This window comes from Shewanella surugensis (genome assembly GCF_023284005.1).
GTDB classification, from domain to species: Bacteria; Pseudomonadota; Gammaproteobacteria; order Enterobacterales; family Shewanellaceae; genus Shewanella; species Shewanella surugensis.
In genome coordinates this window covers 7,750-28,489 of the sequence record NZ_JAKIKS010000007.1, presented here as the reverse complement: position 1 = coordinate 28,489, position 20,740 = coordinate 7,750, and the positions used below count along the sequence as shown (strand labels likewise).

General features: G+C 44.9%; 6 protein-coding genes. All 6 read right to left on the bottom strand.

Annotation, left to right across the window (positions count from 1 at the left end; all coding sequences use genetic code 11):
• Positions 1-2: 2 nt before the first annotated feature.
• The 6 genes from L2764_RS03105 to L2764_RS03080 all read right to left on the bottom strand — a co-directional run bounded on the left by L2764_RS03105 (position 3) and on the right by L2764_RS03080 (position 20,167).
• Complete coding sequence (locus L2764_RS03105) at positions 3-350, bottom strand: hypothetical protein (protein WP_248938782.1); 348 nt, start codon at positions 348-350, stop codon at positions 3-5.
• A 589-nt stretch (positions 351-939) separates the two neighbouring features.
• Complete coding sequence (locus tag L2764_RS03100; RefSeq protein ID WP_248938781.1) at positions 940-2,607, bottom strand: PfaD family polyunsaturated fatty acid/polyketide biosynthesis protein; 1,668 nt, start codon at positions 2,605-2,607, stop codon at positions 940-942.
• A gap of 50 nt (positions 2,608-2,657) precedes the next feature.
• Positions 2,658-8,633: a hotdog fold thioesterase gene (locus L2764_RS03095; protein WP_283106891.1), complete on the bottom strand. Its 5,976-nt coding sequence runs from the start codon at positions 8,631-8,633 to the stop codon at positions 2,658-2,660.
• Positions 8,620-11,004: a PfaB family protein gene (locus tag L2764_RS03090; RefSeq protein WP_248938779.1), complete on the bottom strand. Its 2,385-nt coding sequence runs from the start codon at positions 11,002-11,004 to the stop codon at positions 8,620-8,622. The genes L2764_RS03095 and L2764_RS03090 overlap by 14 nt, the downstream gene beginning before the upstream one ends.
• Complete coding sequence (locus tag L2764_RS03085) at positions 11,001-19,286, bottom strand: type I polyketide synthase (RefSeq protein WP_248938778.1); 8,286 nt, start codon at positions 19,284-19,286, stop codon at positions 11,001-11,003. Before L2764_RS03085 ends, L2764_RS03090 begins: the two co-directional genes overlap by 4 nt.
• Complete coding sequence (locus L2764_RS03080) at positions 19,286-20,167, bottom strand: phage terminase small subunit-related protein (protein ID WP_248938777.1); 882 nt, start codon at positions 20,165-20,167, stop codon at positions 19,286-19,288. Before L2764_RS03080 ends, L2764_RS03085 begins: the two co-directional genes overlap by 1 nt.
• Positions 20,168-20,740 lie beyond the last annotated feature (573 nt).

Genomic DNA, 20,740 nt, shown 5'->3' with positions numbered 1-20,740 from the left:
ACCTATTCAATGATAAAAGAAATCCCCATGGCACAAATTTCACCTTCAAACTCAACCGGGAATTTACAAACACTTAATGTCACCTTACCACGTTTAGAGTGATCGACTGTTTCATGCAAGTATTGTGCTTCACCAGCTCCTATCGCTTGAGTTCCAGCTTCAAGCAACATAGTCGCATTACTACCCCAAATTAATTCAGCGTCTTTTTTACCTACAACATTTTCACCCGCGAATTCATTGATTGCTTGGTTACCATAGACATAAATTTGATTTCTCTTAATCCAGCACAAAAAGGGTAGATGTTCAAATACAGACAGTCCCTGCTTTTCTATAACCTTAACGTGTGTCATAGCCATTCCTTTTCAATGCAATTTATGTTCAATACGATTTATGTTCAATATTAGTGTTCAAGCATGAGATGTATAAAGGGGATATAAAAAGTTAAGACGCTATCCTCAAAAAGTCAAAAAATATATGGATCCGTTTTTTCATAATATGCTTTAGAAACGGTTGCGATGATTGCAGACTTTGCTGTTCATCGTGGCGATTCATCTAAGTAACCTGAACTCGGGATAAGCAGCGCCGCTTAATACCGCTATTTTTGCCCCTATCTGTGTTGTGTTTTCGACTAATAGCCCGCTATTAGATACGAAATCCCGCCTTGATATCGACAAAAGTTTCGGCATTAAGCCAAATATGAAAATAAAGAATAACCGGTTTTTTTAAGTTGTTGACTTTAAATGAAGTATTGAGATTCTTTGACACTCATTACCCCGAGTTAAGGTTAAATATAGTGATCAATATGTTTTTCCACCTGCGGTGGGCTAAAGAGGGTAGGACAAATTGATTTAACGCATTGAACTAACCTTGATCAATGTGGGTGACTCAAGGTTAGCCCAATGTGGAGCAGAACAGTTTATTTAAGTTTAAGCCATAAATTTAACTCATTTTTTGGTTCGGTTTCCATCGTAGCAACTCAGAGGGCAATTTTACCCCTTGGGCAGTGATAAAATTAATTCGATTTAAATAGGCTGCGCCATAGAGTATATGTTTGGCGATATCGACGGCACGTCTTTGTTGGTAGTGTTCTAAATAGCTGCCCTTTGCCCATTGGTTAAAGGCGCCAAGGGCAGGGCCAGCCCAAATTTGATAGTCCATTTCACGGCCTGCTTCACCCGTATTTGACCAGCGGCTCGAAAGACCCAAATACCATCTGAAGATCAGCGCCATTTTACGTTTTGGGTGATTGAGTGCGCGCTCGATTTGCTTAGGATCGCGCTCATTAAAATGCGCGATAGTGCCCTGCCAGATCGCATCGAGATTGGCGCGAAAGACTTGGGTTTCTAACTTTTCTCGCTCATCACTCGGGATGGCTTCTATTGAGTCATAACGGCAGTAAATATCGTACAGTTTATTGGCGCGTATGGGGAATAAAGTGCCACGTTTGACCACTTGTAATTTCACGCCCATTTCGAACATATCAGCAGCGGGTGCCATGGTGACATCGGCCATTTCGGTCGTTGAGAGTAATTTTCGGGTGTGCTCGCTGGCACCGGCTTCAACGCAAGCTTGGTTCACCGAGCCAGTGACAATATAGGCCGCGCCCATATTAAAGGCGGCCAGCGCCGCATCGGGCGTACCAATGCCGCCCCCCGCGCCAACGCGCAGGGGCGTGGGGTATTGATATTTGGTTTGGATACTGTCTTTTAATGCCAATAAAGTGGGCAGTAAGGTCACTAAGGGGCGGTTATCGGTATGCCCGCCTGAGTCGGCCTCGGCGGTGATGTCATCTGCCATGGGAACTTGCTGAGCAAGACTCATTTGCTCAGTGGTGATCAGTCCTTCATCTTTAAGCTTTTGTAACATTTTAATGGGAGCGGGTTGCATAAAGTGGCTGGCCACTTCGGTGCGACTCACCTTAGCAATGACTTTGTTGCCGATGTGGATTTGTCCTTGGGCGTCACGGCTTAGACCCGCGGCGCGGTAATAGACGATGTGCGGCGTTAAGCCTAAAAAGGCGGAAGCTTCGACTGTACGCACACCATGCTTTAAAAATAATTCGACGCTGCCGCGCTCTAGTGCAGGCTCGCTGGGGCTGTGAATTAAGTTAAAAGCATAAGGGCCTTGGGGCAGAGCGGCTTGGATACGGGTAATGGCCGCTTCGACGCGAGCAGGAATGAGTCCGGCCGCGCCAAAGGAGCATAATATACCGGCTTTTCCGAGCGTGATGACCAGTTCTTCTGAGGCGATCCCATTGGCCATGGCGCCAGCATAATAAGCGTATTTGACGCCATGCACACGTCTGAAATGGCTATCGCCTAAACTTTGCGTGCCTAAAGCGGGGGCAAAGGCGCTGACGGGTAACGCCGTTAGGCTGTGAGTGGTGTGACTCGTTGTGTTGTCTAAAGTTTTTTTCAATAATACCGGATCGATTAGATCGGCATGATGGCTGATCCCAAGGCCTTTCTCATTGTGCTCAACCAGATAACAGCATTGACTAAAGTCTTTAAGCTGGCTTGCTAGGCTCGTTAAGTCAAAGGCTAATTTTGACGCATTCACTTGCCATGGCCAAGGGCTTAAAGACTTATTTTGTATGATTGATTTCATTTAGGTTTAACCCTTTTGTTTCTTAATTTTGCTTGGTTATTTTAGTTTCATTAGGCTTCGGTGATGGCAATGGCAATGTCAGTCACTTCATAAATACGCAGGCCATCTTTGCTTAAGTTAGCATTGCCTATGATGATGATCTTGTTGGCCGTTTTTTGAATGTCGGTAATATGCACATCGAGTGACATTTGTTTATTCAATGGATTAATTTGACCGCGATATTTCCATTTTATTGCAGATTGTATTTGTTCAAATTGAGGATTAATGAAATCTTTACCTAAATCTTGGTTGATGGCATAGGTTTGCATTAGTTCGATGATGGCTTGTACCCCTAAGGAGCCGGGCATGACAGGATCTTGATGAAAATGAAATTGGAAAAACCAATCGCTGGGATCAATAGTGCGCTCGGCAAAAAGATAACCTAGATGATGGCTGCCGCCTGTTTCAACAATATCCACCTTGTCGATAAAATTCAGCTGACCGCCGGCGAGTTTGTAATGCGGTTTGCCCTCTGGCGCGGAAAAATAACGACTATTGCTAGCGCTGTCGAGTAAATTAATCTGCTGATCAGGCTGCACTCCATGGCTGATATGCCAAGGGTTAGTGACTTTTCCTTTATCGAGTCCAAGCTGATCTTTAAGGGCTGCGGCTTTAAAATACCCAAATACCGCTTCACCACGGAAGAAGGCTTGATTGTCACAACTGAGCTCGAAAGTGAAACTCTGAATAATGTTCGTCCCCGCGATGACGGTTGACAGTAAACGTGAATCATTGACGATGGTTTTACCCCGTAGATCAACTTCTCGCAGCAGTTCACCTTTACCGTCTAGATTACGGAAGAACAGCTCTTGGCCCGGAAAGCCTAAGGTGGTCCCCATATAACCTGAGATAAAACCATTGGGCTGCAAGGCGATTTCCATCAAGATGGAATAAGGCATGCAGGCTTGATGACTATTTTTGGTAAAATACCACGCCTCGATAGGCACATCATATTCGGCAATACAGGAGGCGGGTTGGCTCAAGTTACCTCGAGTGCCTTTAATGTCGATCACGCGCGTGGTGAGTTGTAAGTCGCCACAAGGGGTTCTTGGTGGAATGAGGCCACGATAAATCGCAAAATCAGGCCCGAAACATTGCTCGATATCCCCAGTGGCAAATTCAAACAAATGATACGGGGTAAAAGGCAAGCTATCGGGTTGCCTGTTAGGGTAGTCTTTAATGATCGGCGCAGGGCAATGTATCAATGGACGCACGCCTTTATTGAGGCTGGCATTCATATCCGGATTTTTTTGCATCAAAGGCGCATTGGGGTTGATTTGTGGCGCTAGACTTTGCTTTGATGAATGGCGGGTTGTGCTGGATGCCCCATAAAGCGTGCACTCATTGTCTTCTTTTATCATGACGCCGAGATTTTGAAAGTCCACCACCACTTTACCGTCGAGTAAAATATCGATATTGGCTTTGGCGTATGGGCGAGGACTCAAGCCCATTTCAGTGACTTCCATTCGATAGGTCAATTTAGCCGATTGCGGCAATACTTGGCCGCGGCAACGAACTTGTTGAGACGCATTTTCTAACGGCTGAAAACGGCCATTTTTGGTTTGGGTGTGCATGCCCAGATACAGCATGTAGAACTGCAGTAATTGGCCACACCCTTCGGCCATTAACGAGCCTGCCATCACAGGATCACCTTTAAAGTGACAAGGGAAATACCAATGATTGGGCTCTAATTGCTTATGGCCTTCCAGTAGTCCTAATCCCCACGCGCCGCCTTTAGGCTCTACGAGGCCGACTTCTTCTATCATCAAAAATTTTTCAGAGGCGAAGCAAAGTGAGGCTTGCTGTGCGTGTTGAGTGATCGATAAAGCGTTTGGTGTTTGTATATGGCTGGGCCCAAAACAGCCGGCTAAATCAGCTGTCAATAAATGACGAATGGCATGATTGTCAAATTGAGTGTGGGTGCAGTGAAGTAATGGCGTAAAATGTTGTTTCGGCCCATTTAAGGCGCTGAATCTCGCTTCTATTTCGGCTTGGGTACGAATAACCCCTTTGCCGTCACTAAGCTCAACATCGGTAAAGAAGCCCGCGCAGCCATTATCCATTTTCAAAATAAGGCTATCATTGACATAGCAACGGTAAGAGAAAAAGAACAGCAAAGTATCGCCATTACGGGCAAAGTGATTAATGCTGATATCGTATCTTAAGGTGTCACCGCCACGGGGTAAATCGCCTAAAAAGGTAAGGGTGCAATCGAGTAAACGATACACTCGCTTGCCTTTGTTCTCAAAATCGATGCCTAAATAGCTAATGAGCATTAAATCACATTGGCCCGATTCTACGGCGACGGCCCAAGGAATTTGCCCATCGACTAAATAAGGCGCATCGAGGGGGATATCATATTCGGTCGTCATCGTCGAGGGACGATATTGATTCATTTTTGCATCAATTTTTGTGACGCGAGATACCAGTAAGTAATCGGTGGTGGGCAGGCGCACACGGCGAGAATATTGATCGATACTGGCATATTCAGGCCCAAAAACCTTGGCGATATCGCCTTCTGCGTACTCGACTAAATCATGATAATCCCAAATACACGGTTTATGGACCGGGATCGGGGGAGCATAGCGTGGGGGTATAGAGCTTGTTGAGATCGAATCTGATGGTATCGTGCTTGTACTTTCAGTCGGAGTTGGGTCGGTGACGGCTTCAGAGACTTTTTTCTGCCTAGCATGTGTATCAAACTGAGGTGTTAATAAGGCTTCAGCGACTTTGAGTCCAGCACTTCGGCTGTCTAAAAAGGCGGCGTGAGCCTGTTGGGCCAACGCTTGATTGGCTTGCAGTTGAGATAAATTCGAGCTGCCATCGCCCTTGTTCATGTGGTTTTCCTGACTGGTTTGTCTATTTTGTGTCTTTTGTATATAGGATTTATTCATTTTATTGACTGGGGTAAGCTGAGAGAGGGGGGTATTGTCCACCGAGGGAGCTTGTTGTGTGAACGCCTGAATGAATTTGTTTTTGATGCTGTCTCTTTGAGGTAGCTCTGTTTGGGTAATATGTTGAAAAATATCACGGCCACCTAAGACAACTTGTTTAATGACGCGAATAGCAGGCTTTGTTTGAGGCGTCGCTGATGCTGTCTTTAGCTTATTTGCCAGTCGTTGTGTCAATAATGCTTGTTGTACGCTGTTTTGGCTTAATGTTAACTGCGCGCTTGTTTGATCGATAAAGGTCGCGATCAGTGCTTTTTTAGTGGGTGTCACCGAGGTGCTTTCATTATGTTGCCCTTGTTTGTTAAGGTTTAACTTATTTACGCTTAACAGGGCATGAAGCAAGCTTGCCATACCCGCTGCGGCAAAATTATGCCCGATGCGATGACTGGCTTGTGTGTGAGTCGCTTGTGGTGTCAGCGCTTTGATGTCATCGCTTGCTTGGGCTAATGCCTCGGCATTTCGGCTTGGGGCAATGCAGGTTTCGACAAGGCTAAATGTGTTCAATGGATACGAGTGTGCTTGCGTATTAAAGCGTACATCCTCAATGTAGCCGTAACTGCCAGTTTTATTTGAGATTTCGTCAGAATGCTTAGTAATGTCAGCACTCTTGCTAATGTTAGGAGTAAGATCCATGTCAGAAGTAGGGACTCTCTCTGGAGTCAGGACGATGGCACCCGCACCTTCTCCAATTGTCCACAGTGGTGTGTTATTCGATGATTCGGGTGATGCTTCATCTTGGTGATATGCGACTGCTTGCAGTTGATTTTTTATCATCACCTGCTCAATGCTACCAGAAAGAGACACTGCGGCAATGACGACGGCCTGTAGTGGATCTTGCATCATAGGATCGTCAATTTGACTCACCGCTAAGAGATTCTGGGCCACATCGATACAGCGATTAACCGATTGCTCCGCCGCTGAAATCGTAAAAGCAGGACCATTAAAATCCCATAAAGAAGCAATGCGTGACGCCATGATGTTGCCAATGAAACTCGTATACTGATTGAGCTTGGTGGCATCCAGTACACTGTCCATGGTCAAGGCTTCTAATGCTTGATATTCATCACTATTTAATTCGACACCTTGTTGAGCTAGGCTCTGTTGTAACTGGCTATGTAGATTGACCCGTCCTCTAAATTGATGTAATTCAAGTTCGGTTTCCATTGCCACTAATACGGCGACATTTTGCCCTGGCTTTAGATTGGCATCGCGAATGGCTTTATCGGCGACCTTCATTAATAACAGTTGTTGCGGAATGAGTCGGTCATCTTCATTGGGGGGTAATTTAAAGCGTAAAAAGTCTAATTCAAATTGGCTGACATAGGCCCCTTTAGGCACTGAAGATAAGCCAACTTGCTGTAAAATATCAGGATGCTTATTGATGCCTTTCCAGCGTTTTTCTGGCAATGGAATGATGGCATCGTGTTCATTATCAATCGCTTCATTGAGTAACTCAACTGAGCTTAGCGGGCCAAAATGGGCTGCAATGCCAGTGATCGCAAATCGAGGAGCTTGGCAGGGAGGGCTGTTGGTAACGCTTTGCTCTTGAGTTGATGAGGCCAAGGCCTGACTTAGGACTAAGTGGGCATTACAGCCGCCAAAGCCAAACACTGATACGCCAGCATGGCGCTGATGTATGGGCGCTTGGGCAGCGTTAAGTGCTGGTGAAAAGTGAGCCTCGTTTGTTGAAATAGACAGTGCTTTATCAGGCCAACGGGTGACTAGCGTGGGCATATTGTGTTCACCAAATAAGCCTTTAGGTGATTGAATAGCCGACTCGATATTAATACTGGGGGGCAGTTGACCACTTTTCATGGAAAAGATCATTTTCATGATCCCCGGCATACCCGCTGCGGTAAGCAAGTGCCCTAAATTGGATTTGGCTGAGCCGATCAAAGGGGCGGGCGTGCCATCGAGTTTATCGATGAAAAACGATTCCATTGAGGTGAGTTCAACTTTATCGCCTAAAGGCGTGCCAGTGGCATGGCATTCAATGACTTCAACTTGAGAAGGGGTAATGCTACTGGCTCGATAAGCGCGCTCAAAGGCATTGACTTGCCCTTGACTATTGGGGCTTAAGACAAATTTTCCTTTACCGTCATTGGATAATCCAATGCTGTTAATCACCGCATAAATATGATTGCCGTCGCGTATCGCATCATCGATCCTTTTTAGGACTAAGACACCCGTACCTTCTCCGGCAAATAAGCCTTTACTATTGGTATCAAAAGGGGCCGAAATTTCATTTTTTGGCGATGCGTGTTCAGGGTAGGCATGGAAAGTAGAAAATCCCATATTGATAAAAAAGGGATCGGCACCAGAGACGGCTCCCGCTAGCATCACATCAGCCTTATGAGTATGCAAGTAATCACAGGCCAGCTTTAGGGAATAGACTGAGCTGGCACAAGCAGCATCTAAACTCAATTGTGGTCCTCTTAGTGCTAAGGCATCGGCAAGTACTTTAGACGCATTGTGGGCAATATTGCCATCTTGATAACGGCCATAGTGATTGTCTGCTTTTGTTTGAAATGGGTTAAGAGTGAATGTTTCTGTATTCAGTGTTGTTTGTAAGGCCTTTTCGACGACAGAGTGGTACAAGGGCAAAAATTGGTGGTTAGAGGCTTGAGTGGGGAAAGACAAAGTCCCCATTACGATCCCCGTTCTGGCCAATGTCTTATCATCCCGAGCAATATTGGCATCATTTAAGGCTTGATGGCAGGTATGTAACGCCCATTGAGTACTGTTATCTAAACTCAGTAAATCGGTTGGCGGTAGGTGATAACCATTGGGATCAAACTGAAAATCTTGAATATAACCGCCTCTATCACAATAAAAGCGATCAGCTTGCCCTTGAACTCCTTGATAATCCTTAATATTGGCGCCGAGTTTATTGGGTGTTAATGGGCTGCGGCTGTCTTTTTTATTCAATAGATTTTGCCAAAAAGTTTGAGGTGTTTTGGCATCAGGATAAAGGGCGGCAAGCCCGACGATGGCGATTTTATTTTTCGATGCGTTTGGGGCGTTACGAGAAGACATTGGCTTCTCCTTTGTTAAATATGTGATCCGATGAAGGCTGAGGCGCATTAAGTTGAAAACTCATCAGTAGAGGCCTAATAGAAACAGGGACTCTGTGACTGATTAGTTGCGCTAAGGCTTTGAGCAAGTCGCCGATGGTATCGCCCCCCTTGCCATTAATGGCAAGAGCATGGCTACCCTCATGAGTATCAGCTGGATTAGCGCTTGTTTGATGGCGATTTATTTGTTTAGGTGCTTGGATAAGTTTATCGATGAGCGTGGTATTTTGCCTATCTGCGCCGACTTCTACAAAAAGAGTCGCGCCATGCTTTTTGGCCTTGTTGATTAACGCAGGAAAATCCATTGGTTGGCAGAACGTGTCGGCAAGTGTTTGGGCTATTTTTTCACTGCTGATAGCCTGTGCTTGTGCATAAGAGTGGACTTTACCCTGTGGCGCCCATGTCAGTGGCAAGGTTTGAGCTGCTGAAATAAAGCGAATAGCAGAATCAGCACAGCCTTGAGCCTGTTCATTTAGCGCTAAATGGTAAAACGCGGCGACATCGCTGTGGACATCCATGGCAGGGACCGTGTGCATTGCTGTGACGCGATGGGTAGGGATTCCACGTTTGCCTAATTTTTTTAGTAAGGCTAAGCACTGGGTTTCACAGCCTGAGATAATACAAGTGTCGCCTTGAATAATGGCTAAATAAGCGTGGGGGTATTGCGGTAAGAGGGGGTTAATTTCATCAGCATGGGCTCTCACCAAAAAGCTGTTCCAGCGAATAGGTTGATGATTTGTTTGAGCGGGTGTCCGCTGCTCAGCGTCGGCTTCTCGTTGCCATGCCTTTTTGACTGTGGTTAATTCACCTGAGATCATCGAGGTGAATAATGGATCTGTTAAGGTTTTATTGATCAGCGTATGAGGATTTTTCCATATTTTTAAACTGGCCCACATTGCAGCCTCTCCCATAGAATAGCCTAAGGAAAGTTTAGGCTTAATCTTAAAAACATCCATGAGTAATTGGGTTAATAAATAACTTGATCCAACACCTGCGATAGCTAGTTCGGCCAATGACATGTTGCCAAGCTTTGAGGTTGTCGTGATTTGGTTTGAGACTGGGTGGTGAGCGGTGTAAATTTTCTCAGCTTGTAACATGGCGCTTAAATCGCTTTCTTGTTCTTGCTGCGCAAAAAAATCAGGAAAATAAGTATGCAGATCATTAAACATGTTTGGATAAACGGTTCCCACACCAGGATAGACAAAAGTCAGTCCTTTCTCGCCCAATGGTTTAGGGGAAAACACACTCCCAGCGGGGGTTTTATATTGGCTTTGAGTCTGATCTGTATAATTCAAAGTCGTTAGCATTGCGGTGATTTCTTGCTGGAGTTCATCGACTGATTTTGCTTGAAGTACCAGAGTGAGGCTGGGCTTATTATTGAATGGTGGGATAGGCTTGATTGATGTCGTCTGCGTAAATGTTAATTCATATGCTTGCAGATTTTTTTGCATGAGCGAGACAATATGACTGTTTTTTTGTTTAACGGCATGCTGTAAGCGATTCAGTGCTTGCTGTAATAGCAGCTTATTTTTTGCTGTGAGGATGAAAAATAACCGCTGATGATGCAGCAGTGGTTTTGCTGGGGCGATGTAAGAGCCTTGTGCTAAAACAATACTGGTACTGGCGTTGTTATTCTTGAGTGTATTTGTTGTCTGTTTAACGGTATTGACGCTGGAATGTTGTAAAGCGTCATTAATATGATGGGCGGCTTCTTGAATAAAGTTCAGCTGACAGAGTCTGCCTTTAAACGGGGCTGAAAACCAAAATGCACTGTGATTGTCACGCTGATAAGTTCGTGTCGTGAGCTGATGAATAAATGCAATCAGCGAGTTGAATTTTTGATGACTATTCAGCTCATGAAAAGTTTGGCTTTTAATGTCTTCTTCACGGTGCGCAATTTTAGCTTGAGCGATGGCGCGTCTTTGTGGATTGGGTAATGGAGTTTGAACACCTGTTAATGAACTGGCTTGAAAGCTCGATAATAGCCCATGGGAGTGCCATTTTAGCTGTGCGGCTTTTAATGCAGGCAATAAGAGTAAACCATGGTCTTGATTATTGATGTAGATCACTTTGTTTTGGTTCAATAAAGCGTGATTGTGTGATGCATGAGTCACAGGGTCTTGATTAAGTGAAGTAATGGCCAAATTTAAGTCATCTTCAAATTGATTCAGCTCGATGTGAATGATGTCGATCTTGGCATCAATAAGACTAAGGTAGGGCAGGTTTATCTTGGTTAAAGCACCTTTGAGTGTTAAAGCCGGCGGCAAGGCGAAGACTGCAATGCGCAAAGGCATCGCAGTCATATCAACATTTGGATTAAGCCGAGACGTCACGATTCGACTCTTTGATGTTCAATGTTTGTGAAAGCGGCATTGAGTCCTTTACTGATAGTGATTTTGGCCTCCTTCATCATGGCACTTATTTGTCCATCTTGATGATAAAGCACGACATTGGCAATGAGTAATCGTTTGGTGCTTTTAATGACTTCAAGCGTGATATGACCCCGCTCTTCAGCTAATAAAGGGCTATAAGTGATGAACTCTCCAATACTAGAAGGTAAGCTTGCGGCATCATATTTCAGTCTCGCCCACACTAACATGGCTTGCAGTAAGCAGTCTTCCGCGAAAGGCTGGCTGCCACCGAGTTTGTTACTGGGTGTGAAAGGGCCGCATTCTTTATTTTGAATTACGGGTAGTTTGCACAGTGCTTTTAAGCCGTCACTGTCAAAATGTGTGATTTTTTCAATACCTTGCAAACGGGGACCGTGAAACAGACTGCCATTTTGATATAAGACATAGCCTGGTATTGAAGCAAAATGAGAGGCTTTTGACTCGGTGTTGATAAAATCATCATTGTTATTAGCAAGCGCTTTATCAGTAAGATCGTTATCAATCATCCCTTTATTATCAAGACAATCGCTCACGCCATCGCTGATACGATGCAGCAATAACCGAGCGCTGTATTGAGGGCGATCATCACAGCTGATCACTGCAATTATTTCATTTTGCTCATCGTCATTATCACGGATCACTGGTGTTAAGCAAAGGCTAAGCTCTTTGGCGTAAGCTGTATCAAAAATAACGCCTTTGAGTAGCTTATAATCTTTGACGACAATGTGTAACGGCGCAGTTGTTAGAGGTGTAGTGTACTTATTTTCTTTGTGATCACTTTCTTCTGTTAGTACCGCGAGTGCGGCCTGCTTCATCCATTGAATGGCGCAAACGGTCGGCAATACGGGGTTACCCGCAATGCGATGATCTTGAATAAAGGGTATGTTAGCCACACTTAAATCTTGGGTGAGTGTGATTGCCGAGTTTAGCTTCGGCATGGTCCTCAATTCTGTTTGAATGTGTTGCTTATTACTCTGTATTTTATTTATAACAGCAATATCGCTAAGCGAGTGCTGCGATAGGATCGCATCACTCGCATTAGGCTTTTTTATTTGCAGGCTCTTTTCATTGTTAATATTGTTAATATTGCCAATATTCACATGATTCTCAACATCATCACCACCGCTCAAGTGATTAACGACTTGGTTTTCTTTTGAGGTGCCTTGCATGGAAGAGCCCACCAGTAATTGGACTGAGTGGGCACTTATCGCATCTTCATCAAGCAATATCTTAGAGAAAAGCGCTGCGCCAGCATCGAGGGGAATGACATATACTCCTCGGTCGGTAAACATTTTCTTTAAGGCCGGGCTGACCATGCCGCCATCCCAAGGGCCCCAATTAAAGCTCATGATGTGAGTGTGTGGATTGCGCTGACTGAATTGTAATGCTGCCTTATTTAAGATCTCATTCGACATAGAATAGTCACTTTGCCCTGCGTTACCATAAAAACCTGCTGCAGATGAAAAGAGTGCCAGTAGTTTAAGTTTGCTGAAATCAAGGGTGTTTAGAATAGACTGCAAGCCACCGACTTTTGTGCTGTAAACACGATCAAATTCATCGAGGTTTTTATCTTGAATATGTTTATCGGCCAGTACGCCAGCACCATGAATGATGCCGGTGATATCAGTGACTGAGGTGATATTGTTTAAATTCAACGCGACTGATTTTTCAGCGCTCACATCCATGCAGAGATATTCGGCACTCGCGCCGAGTGCTTTGAAATTGACTAATGCCTCATCTATCATGAGACTACTTTGAATGGGCCAAATCAAGGCGTCAATCTGTTTAGGTGTCGGTTTGTCACCTTGTGACATTATATGGGCAATCGCAGCGGCTTTTAGTTCATTGGTCCCTGTATTGAGGGCCCATTCTGGACGTTTGCTTAGGCTTATGTGCTCACTGCGACCCGCAAGGATAAAGTGGGCCTGAGTCGATTTAGCCAAGGACAATGCACATGCTAATGTGACGCCTTTTGCCCCGCCAGTAACTAATATTTTATCGGTGTTATTGATCTTGTTCTGTGGACTGATGCGTGCATTCTTTTGTGTCAGTGTGGATACCGATGTTGTTGGCACTAATTGAGATCGGCCTTGATGATCGATACCAATTTCAATGGCAAGATTATCGGGATTAAAGAGCTCATTGATAATGGCAGTGCTTAGTGCTTTTGCGTCTAATTGTGGTGCAATATCCAGTGCTCGGCAGAAAGTATTGGGCCATTCATGGCTTAAGGTTTTAGTCAGTCCAGCTAAAGCGCCTTGATTTAATTCAGCGGTCTTTATCTGAGCTGAGCTGGCATATCCGAAGCTACCATCAATGCGGCTGACGGTTATGAAGCTACGACGGGGGAGATGAATGGCATGGGGATTACCATCATTAGCTTCAATAAAGAGATGAGGCTGCAGTAATTTAGCCCATAAGAAGGCATGTTTAACATGTAATAGACTCTCATCATCAAGCAGCACTGGGCGATCGGTTTGGCGATTATGATCGAGTGTCTGTGGCTGTAAATGGATAAAACCTGCAACGGCACTGACTTTAGCTAATATTTGGCTCAATACGGTCTTAATGCCCACTTCGGTTAATGCTTCAACTTGAAAACGGTTAATTTCAGCATTTAACGGGGACGTTGGATAACCTTGGGGTAAAGTGATAACGGCAACGTCTAATCCTGCTTGTTTTATTTTTTCGGCTAATACGCCAGCATTATGGCCATCATCAATGACTATTATGCAGGGGTTTTTTTCGCCGTATGCGGCAGCATTGCTGAGCGAAGATGGCTTAGCTGCCGCAGGTAACTTTTTTACACTGATCTCGTTATGGGGAGGTAAGCTTAACTTTGGTGTATTTGTTTCAGGCTGATCAATAGCCAGTGTGGCACCACTAACATTCGTACTTGTATCAATGCCTGTATTGGCACTTTGACTCGTTAAGTAAGCTGTTATTTCACCTAGAGTGCGGCATTCGGCTAAGTCATCTGGGTTTAGCTCAGGCAAGTTGGGTAATTTATCTTGTACTGAGCCTAGTATTTCCACCCGCTTAATCGAATCGATGCCTAAATCGGCTTCCATGTCCATTTCAAGGCTGAGCATTTCAGTGGGGTAACCGGTTTTCTCACTTACGACGTCCAGCATACAAGCTTGTATGTCTGCGTTGGTGTTATCACTGGCAGCAGGCGTATTGGCGTGAGCGCTTGGGTCTTGGCTTGCTGGTATTTGAAGGCTTTGGCTTTCCAAATAGGTGGTGATTTCACCTAAGGTGCGGCATTCGGCTAAGTCATCTGGGTTCAGCTCAGGCAGGTTGGGTAATTTATCTTGTACTGAGCCTAGAATTTCCACCCGCTTGATCGAATCGATGCCTAAATCGGCTTCCATGTCCATTTCGAGGCTGAGCATTTCAGTGGGGTAACCGGTTTTCTCACTCACCACCGCCAGCATACAAGCTTGTACGTCTGCACTGGTGTCAGCGCTTGAGCCTTGGCTTGCTGGTATTTGAAGGCTCTGATTGTCTAAACTTTGGCTGTCTGAGCTTTGGTTGTTTAGGCTTTGGCTTTCCAGATAGGTGGTTATTTCACCTAAGGTGCGGCATTCGGCTAAGTCATCTGGGTTTAGCTCAGGCAAGTTGGGTAATTTATCTTGTACTGAGCCTAGAATTTCCACCCGCTTAATCGAATCGATGCCTAAATCGGCTTCCATGTCCATTTCAAGGCTGAGCATTTCAGTGGGGTAACCGGTTTTCTCACTCACCACCGCCAGCATACAAGCTTGTACGTCTGCGCTGGTGGCATCACTGACACTGGTATGGGCGCTTGAGCCTTGGCTTGCTGGTATTTGAAGGCCCTGATTGTCTAAACTTTGGCTGTCTGAGCTTTGGTTGTTTAGGCTTTGGCTTTCCAGATAGGTGGTTATTTCACCTAAGGTGCGGCATTCGGCTAAGTCATCAGGGTTTAGCTCAGACAAGTTGGGTAATTTATCTTGCACCGAGCCTAGAATTTCCACCCGCTTAATCGAATCGATGCCTAAATCGGCTTCCATGTCCATTTCGAGGCTGAGCATTTCAGTGGGGTAACCGGTTTTCTCACTCACCACCGCGAGCATACAAGCTTGTACGTCTGCACTGGTGGCATCACTGACACTGGTATGGGCGCTTGAACCTTGGCTTGCTGGTATTTGAAGGCTTTGGCTTTCCAAATAGGTGGTGATTTCACCTAAGGTGCGGCATTCGGCTAAGTCATCTGGGTTTAGCTCAGGCAGGTTGGGTAATTTATCTTGTACTGAGCCTAGAATTTCCACCCGCTTGATCGAATCGATGCCTAAATCGGCTTCCATGTCCATTTCAAGACTGAGCATTTCAGTGGGGTAACCGGTTTTCTCACTCACGACTTCGAGCATACAAGTTTGAACATTCAATGTGGCTTGAGTTTGTTGCGCTGAGTCAGCTGCCTTTTTATCCTGGACTGATAACGCTGGCTGAACATTAGTGGGTGATAATGACGTGATCGCGCTGCTTTGGAGCTGAGTGCTGTTTTGTCTAGGTGTGCTGCTAGCCTGAGAAACCGTGACGTTTGTGGTTGCTTGCTCTGTTACTGGATAATCGACAATGGGCGCTTGCATTCGTGGCGGCGCTATTGTTTCAGCGATTGTTTCTAGCGTGGTCTGTGCCGCTGTTGCATTGCTACTGAATGGAGAGCTAGCTTGGCTAATAAGATTGAGTACCGCAGTGTTGCTTTGGCTTTGTAATGTTAAATATTGGGCGTGATTTTTTAAGGTGTCCGCTTGATGTTGATGAAATTGTGCCATGGATTGCTCAAGCGCTGTAGGAATACTCACTCCAGCATTGGCCATTTTAGTTTGCTCAGTCATCATATTGGTCACAGTGTCATTGTACTGTTGAGGGATCGTTAGAAACTGCTGATGTAACTGAGCCGTTTGTTGCTGAGCGGCAAAAAATTGGCTTAATGCTGAATTGTCGTTAGGCACTGTTAATGAACTCTCTGATGCTGAAGAATTAATGTGTTGCTCTGGGCTGGCAGGCATTGTTGGCTGAGTGGGGCTTTCTATGCGCTTGTCGATGATGTTATCTACTGGAGTCACAGGCTTTTCCGCTTCGACAATTTTCTCAACGATTTTTTCGACTTCTACAATCACTTCTACAACCTTTGTTTTTTCAATGATCTTCTCTTGGACTTGAATTTGTGGTGAGAGGGTTCCAGAAGTGAGAGATTGAGCCATCTTTGTTTGCGTCGCTTTGCTAATGTGGTTAGTTGCCGATAACTTGACGGTCATCGGGGTCACCTTTTCAGGTATGCGAGTAGGTGCTTGGTAAGGATCCAGCTTATTTAAAGGTATACCAGTGACAGCAAGCTCAATAGCGGCCTGACGTAATTGTTGCTCGCTATTTTGCTTGTCATTGAAACTGACATTGGGGTTAATACTGACCACACATAACTCATGGTGTTTATCGGCTAAAGTATCCAATACCAGTTTTTGTAAGATATTTTTGGGCCCAAACTCAACAAAAACGCGTGCGCCCGCTTGATACATGGCTTCTATTTGCTGACTAAAATGCACGGATTGCAGCATATGCTGTTTAAAGCTGGCTTTTACACTATTGGCATTATTAGCATAGGTTTTCGCTGTGCTATTGCTGTAAAGCGTGCGCTTAGGTTTAGTAAAGCTAACGTTATCGATTGCCTTAGCAAAGGGCGCTTGCGCATGGGCAACAAGCGGAGTATGAAAGGCGCCTGAGACAGGCAGTTCGATGACTTTAAAACCTTGGTCTTTTAGTTTACTGCTTGCTTGCGCTAATGCTTCGCTTGGACCGGCTATGACAAATTGAGTCGGCGAGTTGTAATTGGCGATTTTAACGCCTTCGGTTTCGAGAAGGCAGGTTTTAATTTGTGGGAGGTCATCAGCCTGTTTGGTAATGACTGCTGCCATGCTACCCGCATCAACGCCCTCGGGGACTTGAGACATGGCATGACCACGTGCAAAAGCAAGCTGATAATAGTCCTCAAGTTTGACCACGCCTGCGGCGCATAAGGCACTGAGTTCGCCAAAGCTGTGGCCTGCGACCATATCGGCATCGAACCCCGCCTCAGTGAATAACTGATATTGGCCCATCGAAAGTGCCCCAATAGCACTTTGAGCATAAAGGGTCTGAGTTAACTGTGCTGCTTGGGCTTTTGCAGCATTTTTAGCAAAGAGCGGAATGGGGTAGACATGCTGTGAGACCGGAGAGAGATCATGCTGTGCAAATACCTTATCGGCTAAGGCAAACTGCTGACGCATTTCAGGAAAGTGGCAACTTAGCTCAATGCCCATGTTGACATATTGGGCACCTTGTCCGGCAAAGAGTGCGGCCACTTTAGGCTTGTTTTTGCTTGCTTGTGTGGTTGTTTCGATAAGGGCAGAGACTCGAAACGTAACACCACTGGCTAATTTCCAATGCTTTTCATCACCGTTCTCGAGCTCTGTTATCGCTTGATTGAGTTTTTCAGTGAGTTCATTAATGGTGCTTGCCACAAGGCCTAAGCGAGGATGCGTGGCATCGAGTGCTTTAAGAGGGGACTGTTGAGCGAGATAGTTGATATTGCTATCGGTTTGTTTCGCGGCCTGCAAGGTTTGCTTAAGTAAGGTCAGTAATTCGGCTTTGTTGACCCGACTCAATAAAAATGTTTGTGGCACTTGGCGTTGACGATAGCCCTGAGCGTTTGTGACTCGATCAGTGTCAGCTGCTGAAGAGGCTGCAGTCGATGCGCCTTTTAGCCGACCATGTTCTGCTTGGTATTCTTCTAAAACGAAATGAAAATTGGTGCCACCAAAACCAAAAGAGCTAATGCCCGCACGTCTGGGCGTGCCGTCGACTCGAGGCAGCCAAGGTCGAGTCTGGGTATTGAGATAAAAAGGTGAATCTTCAATATTAAGTTTCGGGTTAGGCTGAGAGACATTGATTGTTGCAGGCAGCACTTTATGATGCAGTGCTAACGCGGCTTTAATGAGTCCAGCAGTGCCTGCAGTGGATTTAGTATGACCAATTTGCGATTTCACTGAGCCTAATGCGATATGTTGTTTCTTATCACAATGTTCACTGAAAACACTTTTTAACCCATTAAACTCAGCCATGTCTCCAGCTGCTGTGCCTGTTCCATGGGCTTCAATTAAGCCTAAGGTTTGTGGCGCGAAACCGGCATCATCATAAGCCCGTTTGAGGGCTTTTGCTTGGCCTTCGGGCCTTGGCGCATAAATGCTTTTAAATTTACCATCAGATGATGAGCCAACCCCTTTGATGACGGCGTATATTTTATCACCATCACGCTTGGCATCATCTAATCGTTTAAGGGCCACCATGCCAATGCCTTCACCGATCATCATACCTTTTGAATCAATGTCGAAAGGTTGAATGACTTCTTGTGTGGTGAAAGCAGGCGTTTTAGAAAAACTCATGTACATATAAGGCGAGTTATCGGTACACACACCGCCCGTTATCATCACATCACTGCGGCCATCGACGAGTTCACTAATGGCCATGCGCATGGCGGCCAAGGATCCTGCACAAGCGGCATCAACGACGCAGTTCATGCCGCCTAAATCGAATCGATTGGCGATACGACCCGCAATGACGTTACCTAAGGAACCTGGGAAGGAGTTTTCTTCCCAGTGGACATATTGATCTTGGAATTTCTTGATCAACATCTCACTGTCTTTATCATTTATCCCACTATGCTTAAATACTTTTTTCAACATAGGATATTGTAAGCGTGCCGCTAAGCTATGACTTATTTTCTGTCCGCCGCCTACACCTAAGGTGATGCCAATTCTGTCCTTATTGGCGCAGTCGGTGAGGTTTGCATCGGCTAATACATCTTTTGCCACCAACAAGGATAATAACTGAGAGGTGTCGGTGAGTTCTAAAATATTGGGTGGTAGACCAAACTCCATGGGATTAAAGTCCACTTCAGGCAAGAATCCGCCACGTTTGCAATAGGTTTTATCTGGCGTGCTTTTGTTGGGGTCAAAGTAATCCTGTGCTTGCCAATGGCTTTCTGGGATATCGGTGATGCCATCTATTTTGTCACTAATGAGATCCCAAAACTGATCTAAATAACGTGAATGAGCAAACAGACTGGCCATACCGATGATCGCAATAGGGTTATCTTTTAAGCGTTTATTGAAACGCGGATCAAGCTGATCCTCATTGGGAACATTATTTTTGTTTGAGCTCATTATGAGTCTCCAGTGACCGCAGAGATTTCTGAGTCGGTCTTATGATGAATAGAATGGATGAGTTGGCTATGGCGCTGTTTTGCCATATCTGGAAATTGTTGTAAAAAAATACGGTAATTGCGTGCCAGTAAACGACGTAAGTGAAAAGGCCCTTGTTTGAGTACGTAAGCAATGTAACGATTGGCGGCTTGAGTATGACAGCCTTGATAAATATCCAAATATAACCAATCGCTTTGCACATCGACACTGACAAAGACACAACTGGATTTGTTAGTATTAATACTGCTATTTATCTCTATTTGAGTCTCTAAACACGCTTGTGACGCTAAGGTTGTATTTTTAATATGGCCTAACTGGGCAGGAATGGTCATAGAGACGATTTGGACGACATCAATAGCACTGGCACTGGGTAAAGCTAATGTTTCTGCCAACGTTTTAGAGTTAAGCGTATAAGCTACTAAGTGATTGTCTCTCAGGATAGGTAGCTGGCTAAAATGATCTTGAGGAAGTTCGTTCGAGGCGACTTCTTTTAATTGGGAAACGCCATGGCGTTTAAGGCAGCGAGCCAGCCCTGATCGAGAAACATTTGGATTAATAAAGGTTTGAGTGGCTTTTAATAATTTATCCAAAGGGATTTTTAACTGCGATCTTAGCCCAACCACCACATACTCTTGCAGTGGTGTTAACGTGGTATTGAGGTGATGAGGCGTGGCAGAGCAGTCATCAGTTGAGTCACGTTTACGCCACTTACGCACCGTTGCCTCGCTGATATTCAGTACTTTTGCTAACGCGTTAACACTTAATGTTGAGTGTTGAATGAAAGCTCTCATTTCAGGTGTTGTTGTGGCATTAGGGTGTTTGGGGGGGCGTGCTTGAGTCATATTGTTTTCGGGGTCTGGAAAGTGTAAGAAATGGAGGCTGACGACAATCGACTGGAGCGAAATAGGCTTAGATTTTGGCGCAAAGCGATGTTTTCATTGCGAGTCATGTTCAAAGAGTCCATTTTCATTTCTTGTTATATAGAGATAGATAAAAGTTGATGCAGTAAACAATCTCTTGGGACTGCATGTGTTTATTTTCAGTCATACGAGCTTAAAAGGCATTAAGTCCCCGTTACATCAATCATTTATTATTCATTTAATTTCTGCTGCAGAGAGTACAATAGGAAAGGAAGCAATACAATGATCTGGGACTTAATCTTTTATTCTGTCCCTGTGGGCGGGGAAGTAGAGGTTGAATAATCATTAATACGTAGCAAAAAATGACAATATCAGCATTTTTTTAACCTTTGCGACGTTGTGTTATTTAAGACTGGAGGTTATTGAGGCACATTTTTTGAGTCGTTGAAGTAAGACTAAAGTTGAGTGGGAAGTGATGTGGCTTTAGTTTTATTATTGATATATTTATCTTGATCAATTTGATTTTTTTGGGAAAATATCTTGAATAATAATAAG

Coding starts and splice junctions, on each gene's coding strand:
- L2764_RS03105 (WP_248938782.1), bottom strand. CDS start 350: ATGACACACGTTAAGGTTATAGAAAAGCAGGGACTGTCTGTATTTGAA.
- L2764_RS03080 (WP_248938777.1), bottom strand. CDS start 20,167: ATGACTCAAGCACGCCCCCCCAAACACCCTAATGCCACAACAACACCT.
- L2764_RS03085 (WP_248938778.1), bottom strand. CDS start 19,286: ATGAGCTCAAACAAAAATAATGTTCCCAATGAGGATCAGCTTGATCCG.
- L2764_RS03100 (WP_248938781.1), bottom strand. CDS start 2,607: ATGAAATCAATCATACAAAATAAGTCTTTAAGCCCTTGGCCATGGCAA.
- L2764_RS03095 (WP_283106891.1), bottom strand. CDS start 8,633: ATGTCTTCTCGTAACGCCCCAAACGCATCGAAAAATAAAATCGCCATC.